The sequence below is a fragment of the Methylobacterium sp. NPDC097929 genome (assembly GCF_049543375.1).
Classification (GTDB): domain Bacteria; phylum Pseudomonadota; class Alphaproteobacteria; order Rhizobiales; family Beijerinckiaceae; genus Methylobacterium.
The window spans coordinates 1-18239 of sequence record NZ_JBMVEP010000016.1 but is presented as its reverse complement, the minus strand read 5'-3'; the positions used below and the strand labels follow the sequence as shown (position 1 = coordinate 18239).

Here is an 18239-nt window from a genome sequence, read left to right as displayed (position 1 = left end):
GAGCGGATTGAACGCTCCGGCGCAGCCGCGCCTCACTCGACGATACGCACCTGCTTGTCGACGACCTTGATCTGCTTGGGACAGCTGATCACCAGCCGGATGTCGTCGTAGTCCCGGTCGCCGCCGGGACGATCCTCCCAGCCGTAATACATGTACTTGCCCTCAAGGCAGCTGGTCGTCGCGGTCAGCGGGTTCCGGTTGGTCTTCCGATCGGGGATGTCGCCGCCCTTCGACTTCGCGGTGCGGCACTTGACCTCCGTATCGCAGATGATCGTCTCCAGGATGGGGGTGTTGGTCAGATCGACCGTCGACTTCTTTCCGAGATTGTAGCCCTTCAGATTGAAGGTCTGCACCCGCGTGGTCGGGTCGATCGTCACGTCCGTGTAGTACTCGTACGTGTTGTTGCCCACTTCGTCCCATCGCCGCGACTGAGTCCTCGCGTCGCGCACGTTGCGCAGCATGTAGCTGGGCACCTCGCTCGCCTGACATTTCGGCATCTTCTTCAGGTCGTAGACGCTCGGTGGATCGGCGTTGTCGGCGATCGGGGTGATCTCCCTGCGCCCGCCGTCGGCACTCTTCTGGCGCGCCGGATCGGTCGAGTAGCAGTAGAAATACACCCGGTTGTAGTCGGCCGCCTCCGGGGACAGCTGGGACATGGTCGGCGGAACGGTTTCGTATTGCGGCGCAATGCGGTTGACGGTGGTCGCGGTACTGACGACCAGTTCCTTGGGCATTCCGGGCACGAGATTGATCAGGCTGGTTTTGACCCGGACCGAAATCGTGAGGCGGTAATTGGCGCTGTCCAGCCACTGACCCTCGACGGTGTAGCCCCCCGTATCGCTGCGCGCACCGAGTTGGGCCGTGAGATCGGCCTTGGCCAGCGCGATCGCCTGCGTGGCGGCGTCGGGCGTCTCGGCATTGGCGATCAGCAGGGCCGCCGCATCGGCGACCCGGCGCTCGACGGTGCGGACACGCAGCGCGCCTCCGAAATCCACCGCCATGCCGGTCACCCCGACCATCAGCGGCAGCATAAGGCAGAAGATCACGACGATGGCGCCACCCTCGTCGGCCGCCAATCGCTGAGTCGATCGCACCATCGTGTCGTCCATCCGCCCGGATCGCGGCAGGCGGCCTCACCGCCCCGATGCGACAGACATGCACGCCGTCCGTTGCGATTCCCTGAAACAGTCGTCGGATTTTATCGACAATCATCGAAGTCTTGATGGATTAACCCTACGACTCCACTGGCTCTACGAACGATCCGTTTCGCGCTCTGTTCTCCAACGAACGCTCCCGCTGCGAGATCGACGCGAACATCATATGATAATACGCTCGAAGTCGCGGCAGCGATGCGGCGGCCGTCCGCTGATCGCCCTCGCGGACGGTCTTGGCTCCACGGGATTGGCGCGAGCGGGCTCTTCGTGCGAAACGGACCTTATGAAGATCGACGGACGCCCCTACCGCACCATCTTCCCCGATGCCGACGGGCGCTCCGTCGCGGTCATCGACCAGACACGGTTGCCCTTCGCCTTCGAGGTGAAACGGCTGACCAGCCTCGACGACGCGGCGGTCGCGATCCGCACCATGGTGGTGCGCGGCGCGCCGCTGATCGGCGTCACCGCCGCCTACGGGCTCGCCCTGGCGATGCGGGAGGATGCGAGCGAGGCCGGAATCGAGCGGGCCAGCGCGACGCTCGCCGCCACGCGGCCGACCGCGATCAACCTGCGCTGGGCGCTCGACCGCATGGTGGCGGTGCTGCGCCCCGTGCCCGCGGCCGAGCGCGAGAGCCGCGCCTTCACGGAAGCGGCGCGGATCGCCGACGAGGATGTCGCGAGTTGCCGCGCCATCGGCGAGCACGGCGCCAAGATCCTGGCCGAGACCGCCGCGCGCAAGGGCGGGCCCGTCAACGTGCTGACCCATTGCAACGCCGGCTGGCTCGCCACCGTCGACTGGGGCACCGCGCTCGCGCCGATCTACGTGGCGCACGATGCCGGCGTGCCGGTCCACGTCTTCGTGGACGAGACCCGGCCGCGCAACCAGGGCGCGGCGCTCACCGCCTTCGAGCTGAACGCGCACGGCGTGCCCCACACGGTGATCGCCGACAATGCCGGCGGCCACCTGATGCAGCACGGGCAGGTGGACATCTGCATCGTCGGCTCGGACCGCACCACCGCGGCGGGCGACGTGTGCAACAAGATCGGCACCTATCTGAAGGCGCTGGCGGCGAGCGACAACCGCGTGCCGTTCTACGCGGCGCTCCCCTTCTCGACGATCGACTGGACGCTGTCGGACGGCGTGCGCGACATCCCGATCGAGGAGCGCGACGCCCGCGAGGTCACGCATCTCACCGGCCGCACGGATGCTGGCGACTTCGCCACCATCGCGGTCGTCTCGCCGGGAAGCCCGGTGGCCAACCCTGCCTTCGACGTGACGCCCGCGCGCCTCGTCACCGGCCTCATTACCGAGCGCGGCGTCTGCGCCGCGACGGAAGAGGGTCTGGCGGGCCTCTACCCGGAGCGGCGCAAGGCGGCGTAGGCCGGCCGGGCCGGACAACTTTCGCGGATCTCTTCTAATCCTTCAGCGGATCGTGGCCCCAGTTCATCAGCGACAGGCGCCAGGGCGAGTCCTTCATCTTGTCCTTGTCGGCCGGGCCGCCCTGCTTGAGGTGGCGGTGGACGTAGCCGACGACCTTCTTCATGTGGGCGTAGTCGTCGTCGCTGAGGTCGGCCTTCTTGGTGTTGAGGATCGCGACGATGCGCCGGCCCTCCTTGTGGCCGGTGGCCTCGCCCCCGTCCTTCTTCTGCCCGACCGACTGGCTCTCGTCGGTCTCCAGAAACTTCTCGAGCGCCGCGGCGGTCATGTTCACGGCGGACTTGAAGTCCCGCCAGATCGTCTCGTGATCGTCCTTGTCCGCCATCGGATCGCTCCTGCCGCCTCGTTCGGGAACGCAAACCCGGGCGTTCGGGCGCGGTTCCTCTAAGCGGCCTGCGCCGATGGGACGCGCGGCCCCGCGCTGAGGCGCAGCCAGCGCGCCACGAGCAGGATCGAGACCGCGAGCAGCCCGGCGCAGAAGCCGGCCCAGATGCCGCGCCCGCCCATGCCGAAGCCCCAGGCCAGGGTCGCCCCGAGCGGAACGCCGAGGCCCCAGTAGCCGGCGAGCGCGATCAGCATCGGCACCTTGGTGTCCTGCAGCCCGCGCAGGCAGCCGAGCGCCACCGACTGCACCCCGTCCGAGATCGCGAACAGGGCCGAGAAGATCAGGAAGCCGGCGGCCACGGGATACACGTCCGCCGCGCCCGGCGCACCCGCATCAAGGAACAGCCCGATCAGGACTTGCGGCGCCGCGAGTTGGCCCAACGCGCAGAGCACCATGAAGCCGAAGCCGAGCCAGAGCGCGACGGCCCCGGCGCGGCGCAGGCCGGCCGTGTCCCCGGCCCCGAGGGCGCGGCCGACCCGCACCGTCGCCGCCTGTCCGATGCCGTTGGGCACCATGAAGCAGGTCGCCGCGATCTGGAGCGTGATCGCGTGGGCGGCGAGCGGCACCGTGCCGAAGGTGCCCATCGCCACCGTCGCCGCCTCGAACAATCCGGCCTCGGCGACGCCGGCCACGCCCATGGGCAGGCCCACCTGCACGACGCGGGCGAGGCGCGCGGTATCGAGGCGCCAGAGGCGTTCGAACATCCCGTGGCGCCGCAGGTCCCGGTCGAGGCGGATCACCAGCACCAGCGCGGCGAAGGCCAGGAACTCGGTCACCACCGTGCCGAGCGCCACGCCGACGATGCCGAGATTCGGGGGACCGAAGGCGAGGAGGGCGCCGAGCCCGAGATTGAGCGGAAGCGCCACGAGACTCACCGCGAGCGGCGGCCCCGGACGCTGGAGCGCGGCGAGCGCGCCCTTCAGCACCATGAAGGCGAGCGCCGGGAACATCCACCATTGTAGCACCCGCATGTAGGCGCCGGCCTCCCGCGCCACCGCCGGCTCCTGGCCGAGCCGCAGCAGCAGGCTCTCGGTGAACCAGAGCAGCGGCATCAGCGCGAGCGTGACGAGGAGGCCGACCCAGAGCCCGGCCCGGACGATGCGTCGGACCTCGCCGCCCCGCGTCCCGGTGCCCGCCCGGCCGACGGCCTCGGCGACGAGCGGCGCCACCGAGGAGGTGAGGCCGATGCCGCCGATGAACAGCAGCAGGTAGAGGCTGGTGGCGAGCGCGCCCGCGGCGATGGGCTCGGCGCCGAGCCGCCCGAGCAGCACCGCGTTGGAGGCCACCAGCCCGTGCTGGGCGAGGTTGATGAGGACGAGCGGCGCCGACAGGCGCAGGGTCGCCCGCAGCTCGTCCCGCCACGGGGCAGCGGGCGGCCGCTCGAAGCCGGTCGCCGCGAGGCTCGGTGCAGTGGTCACGAAACCCGTCTCTTTTTCGCTCTACGAGGCCGGCGCCGAGGCGCGGTCTCCCAGGAAGCCGCCGGACTGGCGCCGCCACAGGTCGGCGTAGAGGCTGCCCCGGCGGATCAGTTCGGCATGGGTGCCCTCCTCGACGATCCGGCCGCGGTCGATCACGATCAGCCGGTCGAGCGCGGCGATGGTCGAGAGCCGGTGGGCGATGGCGAGCACGGTCTTGTCGCCCATCAGCGTGTCGAGCGCCTCCTGGATCGCCGCCTCGACCTGGCTGTCGAGGGCGCTCGTCGCCTCGTCGAGGATCAGGATCGGCGCATCCTTGAGGATGACGCGGGCGATGGCGATGCGCTGGCGCTGGCCGCCCGAGAGCTTCACCCCGCGCTCGCCGACATGGGCGTCGTAGCCGCGCCGGCCCTTGTGGTCCACGAGGTCGAGGATGAAGTCGTGGGCGTGCGCCAGCCGCGCGGCCCGCTCGATCTCCGCGTCGCTCGCATCGGGACGGCCGTAACCGATGTTGTCGCGGATCGAGCGATGCAGGAGCGAGGTGTCCTGGCTGACCATGGCGATGGCACCGCGCAGGGAATCCTGCGTCACGCCGGCGATGTCCTGCCCGTCGATCAGGATGCGCCCACCCTCGACATCGTGCAGGCGCAGCAGCAGCGCGGTGATGGTGCTCTTGCCCGCGCCGCTGACGCCGACGAGGCCGACCTTCTCACCCGGACGGATGTGGAACGACAGATCCTCGATGATGCTGGCATCGCCCCGGCCGTAGTGGAAATCCACGTGCTCGAAGCGGATGTCGCCACCGGTGACGTGGAGCGTCTTCGCGTCGGGCGCGTCGGTGAGGGCGTGCGGCCGGGCGATGGTCTGCATGCTCTCCTGGATCACGCCGACATTCTCGAACACGCCGCGCACGGTCTGCATCACCCAGCCCGACATCGCCATCAGCCGCAGGATGAGCGCGAGGCCGGCCGAGGCCTCGCCGGTCGTCATCGCGCCGCGCTGCCACAGGGCGAAGCAGACATAGGCCGTGGCGAACAGGAGCAGGCTGTTGAGCCCGCCGAGGAGGCTCGTCGTCAGCGTGGTCAGCCGGAACTGGTGGAGATAGGCCCTCGTATGCGTATCGACCGCGTCGCGCACGGCGGCGCGCTCCTCGCGGTCGCGGGCGAAGAGCTTCACGGTGAGGATGTTGGTGTAGCTGTCCACCACCCGGCCGATCAGGGTCGAGCGGGTCTCCGCGGTGAGGTGCGAGCGGGTGCGGGCGCGGGGCACGAACCACGCCGTCAGGCCCGCATAGGCCGCGACCCAGATCACGACCGGCAGGGCGAGCCAGGCGGAGATCGAGGAGAACAGGCCGATCGCGGTGACGGCGTAGATCGCGACGTAGAGCAGCGTGTCGATGAACACGACGGCGAGTTCGCGCACCGCCGGCCCCACCTGCACGGTGCGGTTGGCGAGCCGCCCGGCGAAATCCGCCTGGAAGTACGAGAGCGAGTGGCCGAGCGTGTAGAGATGCGTGCGCCAGCGGATCTGGTTGGTGGATTGCGGCACCACGAGCTGGTTCGAGGCGACCTCGTGCAGCCAGATCGTGAAGGGGCGCACCACCAGCAGCAACAGCGCGGCGAGCGTCAGCGGGGTCGCGTTGTCGCTGATGACGGTGGCGCGGTCGGCCACGCTCATCAGATCGATGAACCAGCGCATCAGCAGGTAGAGCGAGGCCTCGATGCCGCCGGCCACCACCGCGATGACGAATAGCACGACGAGCGCGGCGCGGATCGGACGCAGGTAGAAGCCGGCGAAGCCCAGCACGTTCTTGGGCGGCATACGCCGATCGTCGAAGGGCGCGAACGGGTCGATGCGGCGCTCGAGCCAATCGAGGAACATGTTTTCAAGGGACCGCGCGAGGAACGAGAGCCTCAGGTAAGCCTCCTTGACGGAAGGCCAACCCTGCGCCCATGCCGCAGGCAGGACCCTGCCCCGCCTTGCACTGCCCGAATCCGCGATGCTGCGCCTCGCCCTCTACCAGCCCGACATCCCGCAGAACGCGGGCACGATGCTGCGCATGGCCGCCTGCCTCGGCGTGGCGGTGGAGATCATCGAGCCGGCGGGCTTCGACACCTCGGACCGTCACCTACGCCGCTCGGGGCTCGACTATCTCGACCACGTGGCGATCACCCGGCACCGCTCCTGGGACGCCTTTCAGGCGTGGCGGCAGGAGGCCGGTCTCCGCCTCGTGCTCGCCACGACGACCGGCTCGGTGCCCTACACGCAGCATGCCTTCCGCGACGGAGACTGCCTGCTGATGGGGCGTGAATCGGCCGGCCTGCCGGAGGCGGTCCACGCGGCGGCCGACGCTCGGGTCGTCGTGCCGATCCGCCCGGGCCTGCGCTCCCTCAACGTCGCCGTCTGCGCCGCGATGATCCTGGGCGAGGCGATCCGGCAGGTGGGGTGACGCGCGAGTGGGCTGCTCACCCCCAAAGGGGCCGGCATTATTGCAAATGTTAACTCGGATTTTACGGGAAAATCGCTCGATAGGTCGGAGGCACTCTGCTCGATTTTTAGGTACGTCGATGAATTTCTTCAGCAACGCCAAGCTGATCGTTAAGATCGCGTTACCATTCGCCCTGACACTCGTCATCAGTGCCGGTCTGATCGTCTATGCCCGCGACGTGATGCGGGGTCTCTCGGATCAGACGGCCAGGATCGTCGATGTCCAGGCCGTACGCCTGGATGCGCTGATGCATATGCGCGGCGGCATCACCGAGGCCGCCGTGATGGACCGCAACATGTTGCTCGACAGCGATCCGCAGAACAAGGGTCGCTTCCGCACGCGCCAGCAGGCCGGCATGACCGAGGCCCGGGAGGGCGCCGACCGACTCCTCAACCTGTCCGATACGCCGGAGCGGCGGACCGCCAACGAGGTCATGCGGCGGGACATCGAGAGCTTCTTCGCCACGCTCGATCGCGTCTACGATCTGGGCATGCGTCAGCAGGGCGACGAAGCCTTCCGGATCGCGCGGGATGTCGGCATTCCTGCGCGGCTCAAGCTGAACGAGTGGATGCAGAATCGATCCACGGTGCTGGCCAACGAACTCGCCGCGGCAAAGGCGAAGGCGACCGCGGACGCCGATCGCGGCACCTACATGCTCATCGGCTTCGCCGTCGTCGGCCTTCTGGGTGCGATGGCGCTGGCCGGCTCGATCGTCGTGTTCGCGGTGACCCGCCCGCTCGGAAGCCTCGTGGGCGTCCTCCGGAGGATGGCGCGCGGCGAGATCGAGGCCGAGATCAAGGAGGCCGCGCGCGGCGACGAGATCGGTGCGGTCGCCCAAGCCGTCGAGGGCATCAAGGCCATGGTGGCGCGCAAGGCTGCCGAGGAGGCGGAGGTGCGTCGGCGCGCGGACGAAGCCGCAGCGGCCGAGCGCAAGCGCACGATGGTCGAACTGGCCGACGGCTTCGAGGCGGCGGTCGGCGGCATCGTCGGCATGGTCTCGTCCTCGGCGACCGAGCTGCAGGCCACCGCCCAGCAGATGACCGCGACCGCCACCGAGACGGCCTCGCAATCCACGACCGTGGCCGCCGCGGCCGAGGAAGCCGCCTCCAACGTCGGCACGGTGGCCGCGGCCGCCGAGGAGCTGGGGGTATCCGTCCAGGAGATCGGTCGTCAGGTGCAGGGCTCGGCCGGGCTGGCCCAGGCCGCCGTGGACGAGGCCGACCAGACCACGCAACTCGTCCAGGTGCTGAAGACGACCTCGGCCCGGATCGGCGACATGGTCGGGCTGATCTCCAACATCGCCTCCCAGACCAACCTGCTCGCGCTCAACGCCACGATCGAGGCGGCCCGCGCCGGCGAGGCCGGTCGCGGCTTCGCGGTGGTGGCCACGGAGGTCAAGGAGCTTGCCGGCCAGACGGCGCGCGCCACCGAGGAGATCTCGGGTCAGATCGGCGCGATCCAGGGTGTGACGGATCAGGCCGTCGCGGCGATCGGCGCGATCACCAGCCGTATCCGCGAGATCAACAACGTGGCGGCCGGGATCGCCGCCGCGGTCGAGCAGCAGGGCGCGGCCACCCAGGAGATCGTGCGCAACGTCTCGCAGGCCTCCAGCGGCACCTCCGAGGTGACGCGCAACATCTCGGGCGTGGCGCAGGCCTCGGAGGAGACCGGCGCGGCGGCCGGTCAGGTGCTCACCTCGGCCGCGGAGCTGTCCCGGCAATCCGAGCACCTGTCGGCCGAGGTGCAGCGCTTCCTCTCGACCGTCCGGGCCGCCTGACCCCACCCCTCAACATTTGGATGATACAGACCCCGCCCATCCCGGGCGGGGTTTTTTTGTCGCCAAGGTGCCACCGCGGACGAAGTCGACCCGCCCGACAGGATCGATGTGCTCCCGCACACTCGGAGTGAATGTCGGCAGCCGCGCGTCACAGCCGATGCTTGCGCGATCCTTGAAAACACCGAAGCGGTGTTTTAGCCTCGATTCGTGACTCGCTCGGGCGCCCTTCCCTCTCGCCTCACCTACCGGCTGCTGCCCGAGCCGGCGGATCTCGATGCGGTTCGGACCCTGCTCGCGGCCTACCGGCGGATGCTCGTCATCCTCGGGGAGATCCGCAGAGAGCATGGCTTGCGGGCCAACGTCGTCGCCCTGATCGAGCACGGCTACGGGCGCGTGCGCGACGAGACCGGCCTGCCGGCCCGCCTCGTCACACTCGGCATCCGCGATTTCGCGCAGCAGGCGGCGGGTCTCGACCCGCAGGCCGTCACGTCGATTCCGCTCGACGACAAGCTGTTCAGCGTGAAGAGCGCCTCGGAGATCGCCCTGTCCACGCTCTGCGGCCGGCGCACCATGCCCTACCGCGTCGAGGGCTATGACGGCCCCTGGCGCGAACTCTCCAGCGCCCGCCTCACCCTCGCGGGCGACGCGCTCACCATCCAGGTGGGCGTCTCCGTCACGGCACCGAAGGAGGAGACCCGCATGCCCGAGAACATCCTGACCCGCGTCGGCCGGATCATCGGCGGCCTGTCCAACGCCGCCCTCGAAGCCGTGGAGGACCGCAACGGCCTCGCGGTGGCCGAGCAGGCGTTGCGCGAGATCGACGCGGTGATCCACGAGGCCCGGCTCGACCTCGGCAAGATCAAGGCGGAGGAGCACCGCCTCACCGCCCGCCGGGGTCAGCTCGACGGCGAACTGGCCGCGCTTCCCGAGAAGCTGTCGGTCGCCCTCTCGGGCGGGCGCGAGGATCTGGCGCGGGCCGGCATCGCGCGCCAGCTCGACCTGGAGAGCCAGATCGAGGCGATCGATTCGAGCCTCGCCGAGGTGGCCGAGCGCCACGGGGCGGCCTCCAAGGCGATGCAGGCGGCCACCGCGGCCCGGCGGGACGCCGAGCACCGGATCGCGCTGCTGCGCAATCCCCCTGCGAAGGCGACCGACCCGCTCACCGGCTACGGCGGCGAGGATGCCGAGCGCGCGCGCCAGCTCGAACGATCGCTGCGTGCGATCGACCGGCTCACCGGCACGGCCTCCGCGGCGGCCGACCCCTCGGTCGAGGAACTCGACCGGCTGCACCGCGACGACGCCATCGAGCGGCGGCTCGCGGCGCTGAAGCAGGGCCGACCTTCATGACGGCGCTGGCAGGGCCCGCCCTGTTCCCCTTCACCCTGGCGGCGGCGGTGATGGCGGGCCTCGTCCTGGTGGAGGCGCTCTCCCTCCTGCTCGGGCAATCCCTCTCGGGGCTCGTGGACGGCGCCCTCGGCCACGAGGCCGGTGGCGGCGACCTGACGACGGCAGCGGATGCGGATGGGGCGTTCTCGCCCGCCGCGCTGATGTCGTGGATCAATCGCGGCCGCGTGCCCTTCCTGATCCTGCTGATCCTCGCGCTCGCCGCCTTCGCGCTGGCCGGCTTCATCGTGCAGACGCTCGCCGCCGCCCTCGTGGCGCCCCTGCCGGCCGCCCTGGCCGTGGTGCTCGCCGGCGCGGCGACGCTGCCGGCCCTGCGTCTCTCGACCCGGACCGTCGCCCGCCTGATCCCGCGCGACGAGAGCTACGTGGTCAGCGCCGAGGATCTGATCGGGGCGACCGCCGAGGTCACCCTCGGGCCGCTCGACCAGGGACTTCCGGGACAGGTCCGAACGGTCGACCGCCACGGCAACACCCACTTCCTGCGCGCCCGGGCCGCCCCCGGCGCGCCCGCCATGGAATCCGGCGCCCGCGTGCTGATCGTGGACCGGGCCGACGCCGTCTACGTCGCGGTGCCCGCCGCGCCGGATCTCTGATCGCTCACTCCCCCACGACTGAAAGGGCCGCTCACGATGGACATGGTCAGTTCCGGCATCGTCAACCTGCTGGTGATCGCCGGCATCATCGTCGTGGCGCTCCTCGGAATCGGCTTCGTCTTCAGCCGGCTCTACCGGCGCACGACGCGGGACACCGCCTTCGTCCGCACCGGTCTGGGCGGGCGCAAGGTCGTGGTCGATGGCGGCGCGGTGCTGCTGCCGGTCTTCCACTCCATCGCCATGGTGAACCTCAACACCCTGCGGCTCGAAGTGAAGCGCTCGGGCAACGAGTCGCTCATCACCAAGGACCGCCTGCGGGCCGACATCACGGTCGAGTTCTACGTGCGGGTCGAGCCCCGGGAGGAATCGATCGCGCTCGCCGCGCAGACGCTCGGCGACCGCACCAACGACGCCATGCTGCTGCGCGAGCTGATCGAGGCCAAGTTCGTCGATGCCCTGCGGGCGGTGGCCGCCGGCATGACCCTGCCCGACCTTCAGGAGAAGCGCGCCGCCTTCGTGAAGGGCGTGCAGGAGGCGGTCTCGGGCGATCTGCGCCACAACGGCCTCGAACTCGAATCCGCCTCTCTGACGCGCCTCGACCAGACCTCGATCGAACACTTCAACCCCGACAACTCATTCGACGCGGAAGGTCTGGCGCGCCTCAAGGAGATCACCGAGCAGCGCCGCAAGGAGCGCAACGCCACCGAGCGGAACGCCGAGGTGGCCGTGGCCGAGAAGGACCGCGAGACCGCGCTCAAGCAGCTCGAGATCAAGCGCACCACCCGAGAGGCGGAGCTCGCCCAGGAGCGCGACATCGCCAACAAGACCGCCGAGACCCGGGCCGAGACCGCCCAGGCCGAGCAGCGCGCCCAGCAGAGCGAGGAGACCGCCCGGATCGAGCGCGAGCAGGCGGTGCGCCTGCGCGAGGCCGAGGCGCGCAAGAACTCGGAGGGCGCCCGGATCGAGGCGGATCTGGCCATCGCCCAGCGCAACGCGGAGGCCGAGCGCGAGCGCCAGCTCGTGCTGCAGGACAACGCCATCAAGATCGCCGAGCGCTCGCAGCGGGAATCGGAGGCGCGGGCCGCCGCCAAGGACGCCGAGGCTCTGGCGGTGGCGGCCGAGGAGCGCGTCGCCACCGCCAAGGCCAAGGAGATCGCCGAGCGCGAGCGCGAGATCGCGGTCATCGCCGCCAAGCGGGAGGCGGAGCGGGAGGCCACCGGGGTGACCGTGACGGCGGAGGCCGAGCGGCGCGCGGCCGAGGACCGGGCCAACGCCATCACCACGCTCGCCGAGGCCGAGGCGACCGCCGCCGCCTCGAAGGCGGAAGCCATCACCAAGCTCGGCCAGGCGGAGGCCGAGCGCGAGCGGGTGATGAATGAGGCCCGCAACGCCCTCTCGGCGGAAGCGCGCAGCTACGAGACCGGGCTGAAGCGCCTCGGCATCATCCCGGATGCCCTGCGCGAGAGCATGCGGGCGGTGGAAAAGATCGACTCGATCCGCATCTTCGACGCGGGCGGCATGATGGGCGGCGGCGGGAACGGCGCCTCCGCGAGCTTCGGCGACAGCCTGTCGGGTCACCTGCTGCGCTACCAGTACAACAGCCCCATCCTCGGGGCGATCCTGAACGAGGCGGGCTTCGCCGAGGGCAAGGGCAGCCTTGATGCGCTAGTCGGCGGGCTGCGGAACGGCACGGCGATCGAGCCGACCGTCGACGGACATGCCGAGGGGCACACCGAGGGGCACGCCGGGGGCGCGGCATGAGGGGCCCTCGCGACCGTGCCCCGAATTGACGGATCGGGGCGCGGGTGGGAAAGCCTGAGGTCATGAGCGACGCGACGGCTGCCCCGACCCCCGCCCCCGAACCGGCACCCCTGCCCTCACCCGACGACCTCGCCGCGCTGAAGAGCGAGGCGCAGGCGTGGTTCGCGACCCTGCGCGACCGGATCGTGACGGCGCTCGAGACCCTGGAGGATCAGGCCGCCGGCCCGTTCCACCCGGACGCGCCCGAGGAGGCCGGCACGTTCGAGAAGACGCCCTGGCAGCGCACCGACCATAGCGGCGCACCGGGCGGGGGCGGCGTCATGGCGATGCTGAAGGGCCGCGTGTTCGAGAAGGCGGGCGTCCACGTCTCCACCGTCCACGGCGAGTTCGCGCCGGAATTCCGCGCGCAGATGCCCGGCGCGGCCGAGGACCCGCGCTTCTTCGCCACCGGCATCTCGCTCATCGTCCACCCCTGGAACCCGAACGTTCCGACGGTGCACATGAACACCCGCTTCGTCGTCACGACGAAGGCGTGGTTCGGCGGTGGGGCCGATCTCACCCCCGTTCTCGACCGGCGGCGCACCCAGGATGATCCCGACACGCAGTTCTTCCACGCCTGCCTGCGCGAGGCCTGCGAACGGCACGCACCGGCCGCGAACTACGAGAAGTACAAGGCGTGGTGCGACGAGTATTTCCACCTCAAGCACCGCAACGAACCCCGCGGCATCGGCGGCATCTTCTACGACTATCACTGGACCGGAAATCCACAGGCGGATCTGGCCTATACCCGCGATGTCGGCGAGGCCTTCCTGAAGGCGTATCCCGAGATCGTCTGGCGCAACCTCGCTCAGGGCTGGACCGAGGCCGACCGAGAGGAGCAACAGGTCCGGCGCGGGCGCTACGTGGAGTTCAACCTGCTCTACGATCGCGGCACCATCTTCGGCCTGAAGACCGGCGGCAACGTCGCCTCGATCCTGTCCTCGCTGCCGCCGACCGTGCGCTGGCCTTGAATGTTGCAAGTCTCTTTTTTGAATCGACAAGGGAGGAATAATGTCTAATACTATTGATGTTAAAAACATCGATCTAATATCGTTTGCGTCTTGTCCAGTAGAAATGTTGTTTAGAAATCAAATCATTGCCCATGGAACAGGATTTGTATGGCGGTACAACTCAAAACCCTTTTTTATTACGAATTGGCATAATTTAACTGGAAAAAACCCACTTACTGGCGATTTTCTGAGCGTCGGCGGGGCGGTTCCAGATACCATACGCATTCACTTAGCTAAACGAGTTCCCGGAAGCACTAACATTTGTAGAAAACGGTCAACAGTCGACATTCAATTGTACGAAAATTATTGTGATCCTTTCTGGTTTCAACACAAAAACTTTAATGAGCTAAAAATCGATATTTCGGCAATAAAACTCGACGAGAGCGTAGTCGTTGGCGCCGTTTGCCTGAATGAGTTTGGATATGAGCATCTGTTCAACCACGTCGGTACAGATGTATTCATTGTTGGTTATCCTAACAAAGATTACGAAAATGATATGCCGCCAATCTGGAAAAGGGGAGCGTTGGCTTCTGAACCACTCCTTGAGTGGCACGGGAAGCCTGCATTTCTTATTGACGCAGCTTCAAGATCAGGAATGTCAGGATCGCCCATTTTTCGTAGGGTCTTTGGACCCGCAACAATTGTTGAGTCCGATAATACACTTACCACTAATCTCAAGAGCGTAATGACAACAGATTTCATCGGCATATACTCTGGTCATCTGTCGGATATGGGAGAGCAACTGACTATCGGCATCGGATGGTCACGGAATCTGATGCTTGATATAATGCAAAACCCAGCCCAAGGGACGAGAGATTAATAAGTATTCTTAGCCCTGTGACACAGAAGATGTTTTCTCCACAACAAGATGCAGCGCTCAAGGCCATTGCCGAGTGGCGACGCGACGGCGGCGATCAAGTCTTCCGGCTGTTCGGCTATGCCGGCACCGGCAAGACCACGCTCGCCCGCCGCATCGCCGACGATATCGACGGCCCCGTCGTCTACGGCGCCTTCACCGGCAAGGCGGCCTCGGTCATGCGCCAGAAGGGCTGTCACGACGCGGCGACGATCCACTCGCTGATCTACCGCACCAAGGAGGGCGACGAGGGCGGCCCGACCTTCAGCCTCAACCGCTCCGGCCCGGCGGCCAAGGCCGACCTCATCGTCATCGACGAGTGCTCGATGGTCGATTCCGATCTCGGCCACGATCTCCTGTCCTTCGACAAGCCGGTTCTGGTGCTGGGCGATCCTGCCCAGTTGCCGCCCGTGCGCGGGGGCGGCTTCTTCACCGAGGCCGAGCCCGACGTGATGCTGACCGACGTGCACCGGCAGGCGGCCGACGACCCGATCGTGCGCATGGCGATGACGATCCGCGAGGGCGGACGGCTGGAGGTCGGCGAGTACGGACAGAGCCGGGTGGTGCGCCGCCGCGACATCGACCCGGCCCAGGTGCTCGACTGCGATCAGGTCCTGGTCGGCCTCAACCGCACCCGCCGCCTCTACAACAACCGCCTGCGGGAGTTGGCCGGCCACACCGACCCGATGCCGTCGGTCGGCGAGAAGCTGGTCTGTCTCCGGAACGACCGCACCAAGGGCCTGCTCAACGGCTCGACCTGGACGGTGCAGGCCCTGCGCGCGCCACCCCGCCCGGACACGGTCCGGCTCGACGTGGTGCCCGAGGACGATCCGGCCGTGCGCCGCCGGGCCGTGGACATCAAGGTGCTGCGGCAGGTGATCGAGGGTTCGGAGGAGGAGATCCCGCTCTTCCTGCGCCGCGAGACCGACGAGTTCACCTACGGCTACGCCCTCACCGTCCACAAGGCGCAAGGGTCGCAGTGGGACAAGGTGGTGCTGTTCGACGAATCCTACGCCTTCCGCGAGCACCGCGCACGCTGGCTCTACACGGGTCTGACCCGGGCCGCGCAGGCGATCACCGTCGTGGTGTGAGAATCGTTTCACGGCCTGTCATCGCGGGCGGTGGCGGCGCGACGTCCCAGGCTAGGTCGGCGCCCTGGATCACATCGCGATGACGATGGGTGGCTTGTTCGACGGACAGACCTCGTTGAACGATCACCCCCACGTGCCATGCGGAGATTAGGATTCATATTCTCCGCATGATACGCGGAGAATATGAGTTACATCTACGATCGCCCCGAATGGCCGCACTTCCGATGGGACGAGGCGGCGCTTGCGACGCGTTTGGCCGAAGTCCGCCATCATCAGGGACGGTTGCTCGGCCGCATGGAAGCACTGGGCTTCGAACTCGAGACCGAGGCGGTCTTTCAGACCCTCGTTCAGGATGCTCTGAAAACAAGCGAGATCGAAGGAGAGAGTCTCGACCGCGAACAGGTCCGCTCGTCGGTGGCACGGCGGCTCGGCCTCGACCGGGCCGGCATGATGCCGGTGGAACGCCCGGTCGAGGGACTGGTCGCGATGCTGCTTGACGCGACGCAGGGACATGCTGCGCCTCTGACGGTGGAACGGCTGTTCCGCTGGCATGCGGGCCTGTTCCCGGACGGGGGCCAGGGGCGCAAGGCTTTCACGGTCGGCGGCTGGCGGACGGACGAGCTCGGATCGATGCAGGTCGTCTCCGGCCCGGTCGGCCGCGAGCGCGTCCATTTCCGCGCACCGCCCGCCGAACGGATCACGGCGGAGATGGATGCCTTCCTGACTTGGTTCGAGGAGCCCGGCATAAGGATCGATCCGGTGCTGAAGGCGGCTGTGGCCCACATCTGGTTCGTGACGATCCATCCGTTCGATGACGGCAATGGTCGGATTGCCCGTGCCATCGCCGATCTTGCACTGGCCCGCTCCGAGGGAACGGGCCAGCGCTTCTACAGCATGTCGTCGCGGCTGCGGGTCGAACGAAGCAGCTACTACGCGACACTCGAGGCGATCCAGAAGGGCGAGCTCGACATCACCATTCGCTTGGCATGGTTCCTCGACGTGCTCGACCAAGCGCTGCACGATGCCGAAACGGCGCTCGCAGACGTGATCCGCAAGGCAAAGGTGTGGGAGATCCTGGCGACGAAGGCGCTCAACGACCGCCAGCGCCTGATGATCAGCCGCGTCCTCAATGGCTTTCAAGGCAAGCTGACGACCTCGAAATGGGCTCAGATCGCGAAATGTTCGCAGGACACAGCCCTTCGTGACATTGAAGGGCTGATCACGGCGGGTGTTTTCGTGAAGGAGCCCGGCGGCGGGCGCAGCACGAGCTACGCACTCGCCCTATAGACCGACGCAACGCCTCACGCCGCCGCCCGCGCCTCCACCGCCGCGAGCAGCGTGCAGAGCGCCACCGCCTCGGCCGCCTTGCGCACGGCATCGAGACCCGGAAAGGTCGGCGCAATCCGCAGGGTCCGGTCGTGCGGGTCCTTGCCGTAGGGATGCGTCGCGCCGGCGGGCGTCAGCGCGATGCCGGCCTCGCCCGCAAGCCGCACCACCTGCGAGGCGGTGCCGTCGGCGACATCGAGCGTGACGAAGTAGCCGCCGAGCGGCCGGCTCCAGCGTGCGACCTCCCAGCCGTCGAGACGGGCGGCGAACGCCTCGTCCACCGCCGCGAATTTCGGGGCAATCAGGGCGCGGTGGCGCTCCATATGCGCGGCGATGCCGGCGGCGTCGCGCAGGAAGCGGACGTGGCGGAGCTGGTTGAGCTTGTCCGGCCCGATGCTGCGGCGCCCGGCCTGGGCGAGATACCACTTCACGTTGGCGGGCGAGGCGGCCAGCATGGCCAGACCGGCACCGGCCAGCGTCACCTTCGAGGTCGAGGCGAACACGATCGGACGATCCGGATTTCCGGCCTCGGCGCAGGCCTCCAGGATGTTGGGAAGCGAGGGCCGCGCCTCGGTGAGGTGATGCACCGCGTAGGCGTTGTCCCACAGGATGCGGAAATCGGTTGCGGCGGCCTTGAGCGAGGCCAACCGCCGGACGGTCTCGTCGGAATAGGTCTCGCCGCTCGGATTCGAGTATTGCGGCACGCACCAGATGCCCTTCACCGACGAATCGGCGACCTCGCGCTCGACGGCGTCCATGTCCGGCCCCTCCCCCGTCATCGGGATCGGGATCATGCGGATGCCGAAGCCCTCGCAGAGGAAGAAGTGGCGGTCGTAGCCCGGGACGGGGCAGAGGATCGTGATCGGCTCCTGCTTCGACCAGGGCGCGGTGCCGCCCGGGACACCCTTCAGAAGGGCGTAGACGAGCACGTCGTGCATCAGCGCGAGGCTCGAATTGTTGGCGATCACGATCTGATCGGGGCTGGCACCGAGCACGGGCGAGAACAGCGCGCGGGTTTCGGGCAGGCCCTGGAGGTTGCCGTAATTGCGCGCATCCGTGCCGTCCTCGGCCGTGGTGTCGCGGTTGCCCGGCAGCGCCAGCATCTCGGCGGCGAGATCGAGCTGATCGGAAGCGGGCTTGCCGCGGGTCATGTCGAGCTTGAGCCCCTGCGCTTTCAGGGCCTCGTACTCGCCGCGCAGGCCGGAGCGCAGCTCCGCGAGAGCTTCGGACGACAGGGTGGTCAGCGACGGCATGGGATTCCTCGTGGCGGTGCCGAGCCTGCGTTCGAGCCCGCGGCGCGGGCTTGGTCAAGACCATCCCGGCGGAAACAGGTGGGCCGCACCGGGACGGTCCGGTCACAGTGTGGCGCTTTCGTCACGTGTGCAGGTGCGAAGAGACCAGTTCCTAAGAGCCTGTTTGAGGACGAAACCTCAGGCTGGATTGTTGAGGGCGTTGGCGGCCATGAGGCAGGCGACGCAGGCAAGACGGCCGGTCGCGACATC

General features: G+C 68.1%; 15 protein-coding genes. 10 read left to right on the top strand and 5 right to left on the bottom strand.

Features of this window, described 5'->3' with window-relative positions; all coding sequences use genetic code 11:
• Window positions 1-32: 32 nt before the first annotated feature.
• The gene (locus ACPCJR_RS23510; protein ID WP_391515388.1) at window positions 33-1109 is read right to left on the bottom strand and encodes a TadE/TadG family type IV pilus assembly protein; all 1077 of its coding nucleotides are present in this window, start codon (window positions 1107-1109) and stop codon (window positions 33-35) included.
• Window positions 1110-1437: 328 nt separating this feature from the next.
• Between ACPCJR_RS23510 and mtnA the strand changes: the two genes are divergently transcribed.
• Window positions 1438-2535 carry an S-methyl-5-thioribose-1-phosphate isomerase gene (gene mtnA / locus ACPCJR_RS23505; RefSeq protein WP_391515389.1) on the top strand — a complete coding sequence of 366 codons (1098 nt, stop codon included), beginning with the start codon at window positions 1438-1440 and terminating at the stop codon, window positions 2533-2535.
• A 34-nt stretch (window positions 2536-2569) separates the two neighbouring features.
• Here the strand turns inward: mtnA and ACPCJR_RS23500 are convergent, their stop codons facing one another.
• Genes ACPCJR_RS23500 through ACPCJR_RS23490 form a run of 3 tightly spaced genes read right to left on the bottom strand, consistent with a single transcriptional unit; the run spans window position 2570 to window position 6273 of the window.
• Window positions 2570-2917, bottom strand: coding sequence for a DUF3140 domain-containing protein (locus tag ACPCJR_RS23500; RefSeq protein ID WP_391515390.1), 348 nt, complete (start codon window positions 2915-2917; stop codon window positions 2570-2572).
• A gap of 59 nt (window positions 2918-2976) precedes the next feature.
• On the bottom strand, window positions 2977-4395 hold the full coding sequence (locus ACPCJR_RS23495) for an MATE family efflux transporter (protein WP_391515392.1): 1419 nt from the start codon (window positions 4393-4395) through the stop codon (window positions 2977-2979).
• A 21-nt stretch (window positions 4396-4416) separates the two neighbouring features.
• Window positions 4417-6273, bottom strand: a complete 1857-nt coding sequence (locus tag ACPCJR_RS23490) for an ABC transporter ATP-binding protein (RefSeq protein ID WP_391515394.1) — start codon at window positions 6271-6273, stop codon at window positions 4417-4419.
• 118 nt (window positions 6274-6391) lie between these two features.
• On the opposite strand from ACPCJR_RS23490, the gene ACPCJR_RS23485 reads away from it, so the two are divergent.
• From ACPCJR_RS23485 to ACPCJR_RS23445, 9 genes are all read left to right on the top strand, one after another.
• Window positions 6392-6841 carry a tRNA (cytidine(34)-2'-O)-methyltransferase gene (locus ACPCJR_RS23485; protein WP_391515396.1) on the top strand — a complete coding sequence of 150 codons (450 nt, stop codon included), beginning with the start codon at window positions 6392-6394 and terminating at the stop codon, window positions 6839-6841.
• A gap of 118 nt (window positions 6842-6959) precedes the next feature.
• Window positions 6960-8657 (top strand): methyl-accepting chemotaxis protein, encoded by a 1698-nt coding sequence (locus ACPCJR_RS23480; RefSeq protein WP_391515398.1) that lies wholly within the window; start codon window positions 6960-6962, stop codon window positions 8655-8657.
• Between the two features lie 207 nt (window positions 8658-8864).
• A complete protein-coding gene (locus ACPCJR_RS23475) occupies window positions 8865-10004 on the top strand; it encodes a PspA/IM30 family protein (protein ID WP_391515400.1) in 1140 nt (379 codons plus the stop codon).
• The gene (locus tag ACPCJR_RS23470) at window positions 10001-10654 is read left to right on the top strand and encodes an OB-fold-containig protein (RefSeq protein WP_391515402.1); all 654 of its coding nucleotides are present in this window, start codon (window positions 10001-10003) and stop codon (window positions 10652-10654) included. The genes ACPCJR_RS23475 and ACPCJR_RS23470 overlap by 4 nt, the downstream gene beginning before the upstream one ends.
• Before the next feature lie 36 nt (window positions 10655-10690).
• Entirely contained in the window at window positions 10691-12415 is a 1725-nt protein-coding gene (locus ACPCJR_RS23465; protein WP_391515404.1) for a flotillin family protein, read from the top strand.
• Window positions 12416-12477: 62 nt separating this feature from the next.
• On the top strand, window positions 12478-13425 hold the full coding sequence (gene hemF / locus ACPCJR_RS23460; RefSeq protein ID WP_391515406.1) for an oxygen-dependent coproporphyrinogen oxidase: 948 nt from the start codon (window positions 12478-12480) through the stop codon (window positions 13423-13425).
• A 40-nt stretch (window positions 13426-13465) separates the two neighbouring features.
• On the top strand, window positions 13466-14284 hold the full coding sequence (locus ACPCJR_RS23455) for a trypsin-like peptidase domain-containing protein (RefSeq protein ID WP_391515408.1): 819 nt from the start codon (window positions 13466-13468) through the stop codon (window positions 14282-14284).
• 29 nt (window positions 14285-14313) lie between these two features.
• Window positions 14314-15411, top strand: a complete 1098-nt coding sequence (locus ACPCJR_RS23450; RefSeq protein WP_391515410.1) for an ATP-dependent DNA helicase — start codon at window positions 14314-14316, stop codon at window positions 15409-15411.
• A 183-nt stretch (window positions 15412-15594) separates the two neighbouring features.
• Window positions 15595-16698, top strand: a complete 1104-nt coding sequence (locus ACPCJR_RS23445; protein WP_391515411.1) for a Fic family protein — start codon at window positions 15595-15597, stop codon at window positions 16696-16698.
• A 14-nt stretch (window positions 16699-16712) separates the two neighbouring features.
• On the opposite strand, the gene ACPCJR_RS23440 is transcribed toward ACPCJR_RS23445, so the two are convergent.
• The gene (locus ACPCJR_RS23440; RefSeq protein WP_391515413.1) at window positions 16713-17990 is read right to left on the bottom strand and encodes an aminotransferase class I/II-fold pyridoxal phosphate-dependent enzyme; all 1278 of its coding nucleotides are present in this window, start codon (window positions 17988-17990) and stop codon (window positions 16713-16715) included.
• Window positions 17991-18239: the final 249 nt, after the last annotated feature.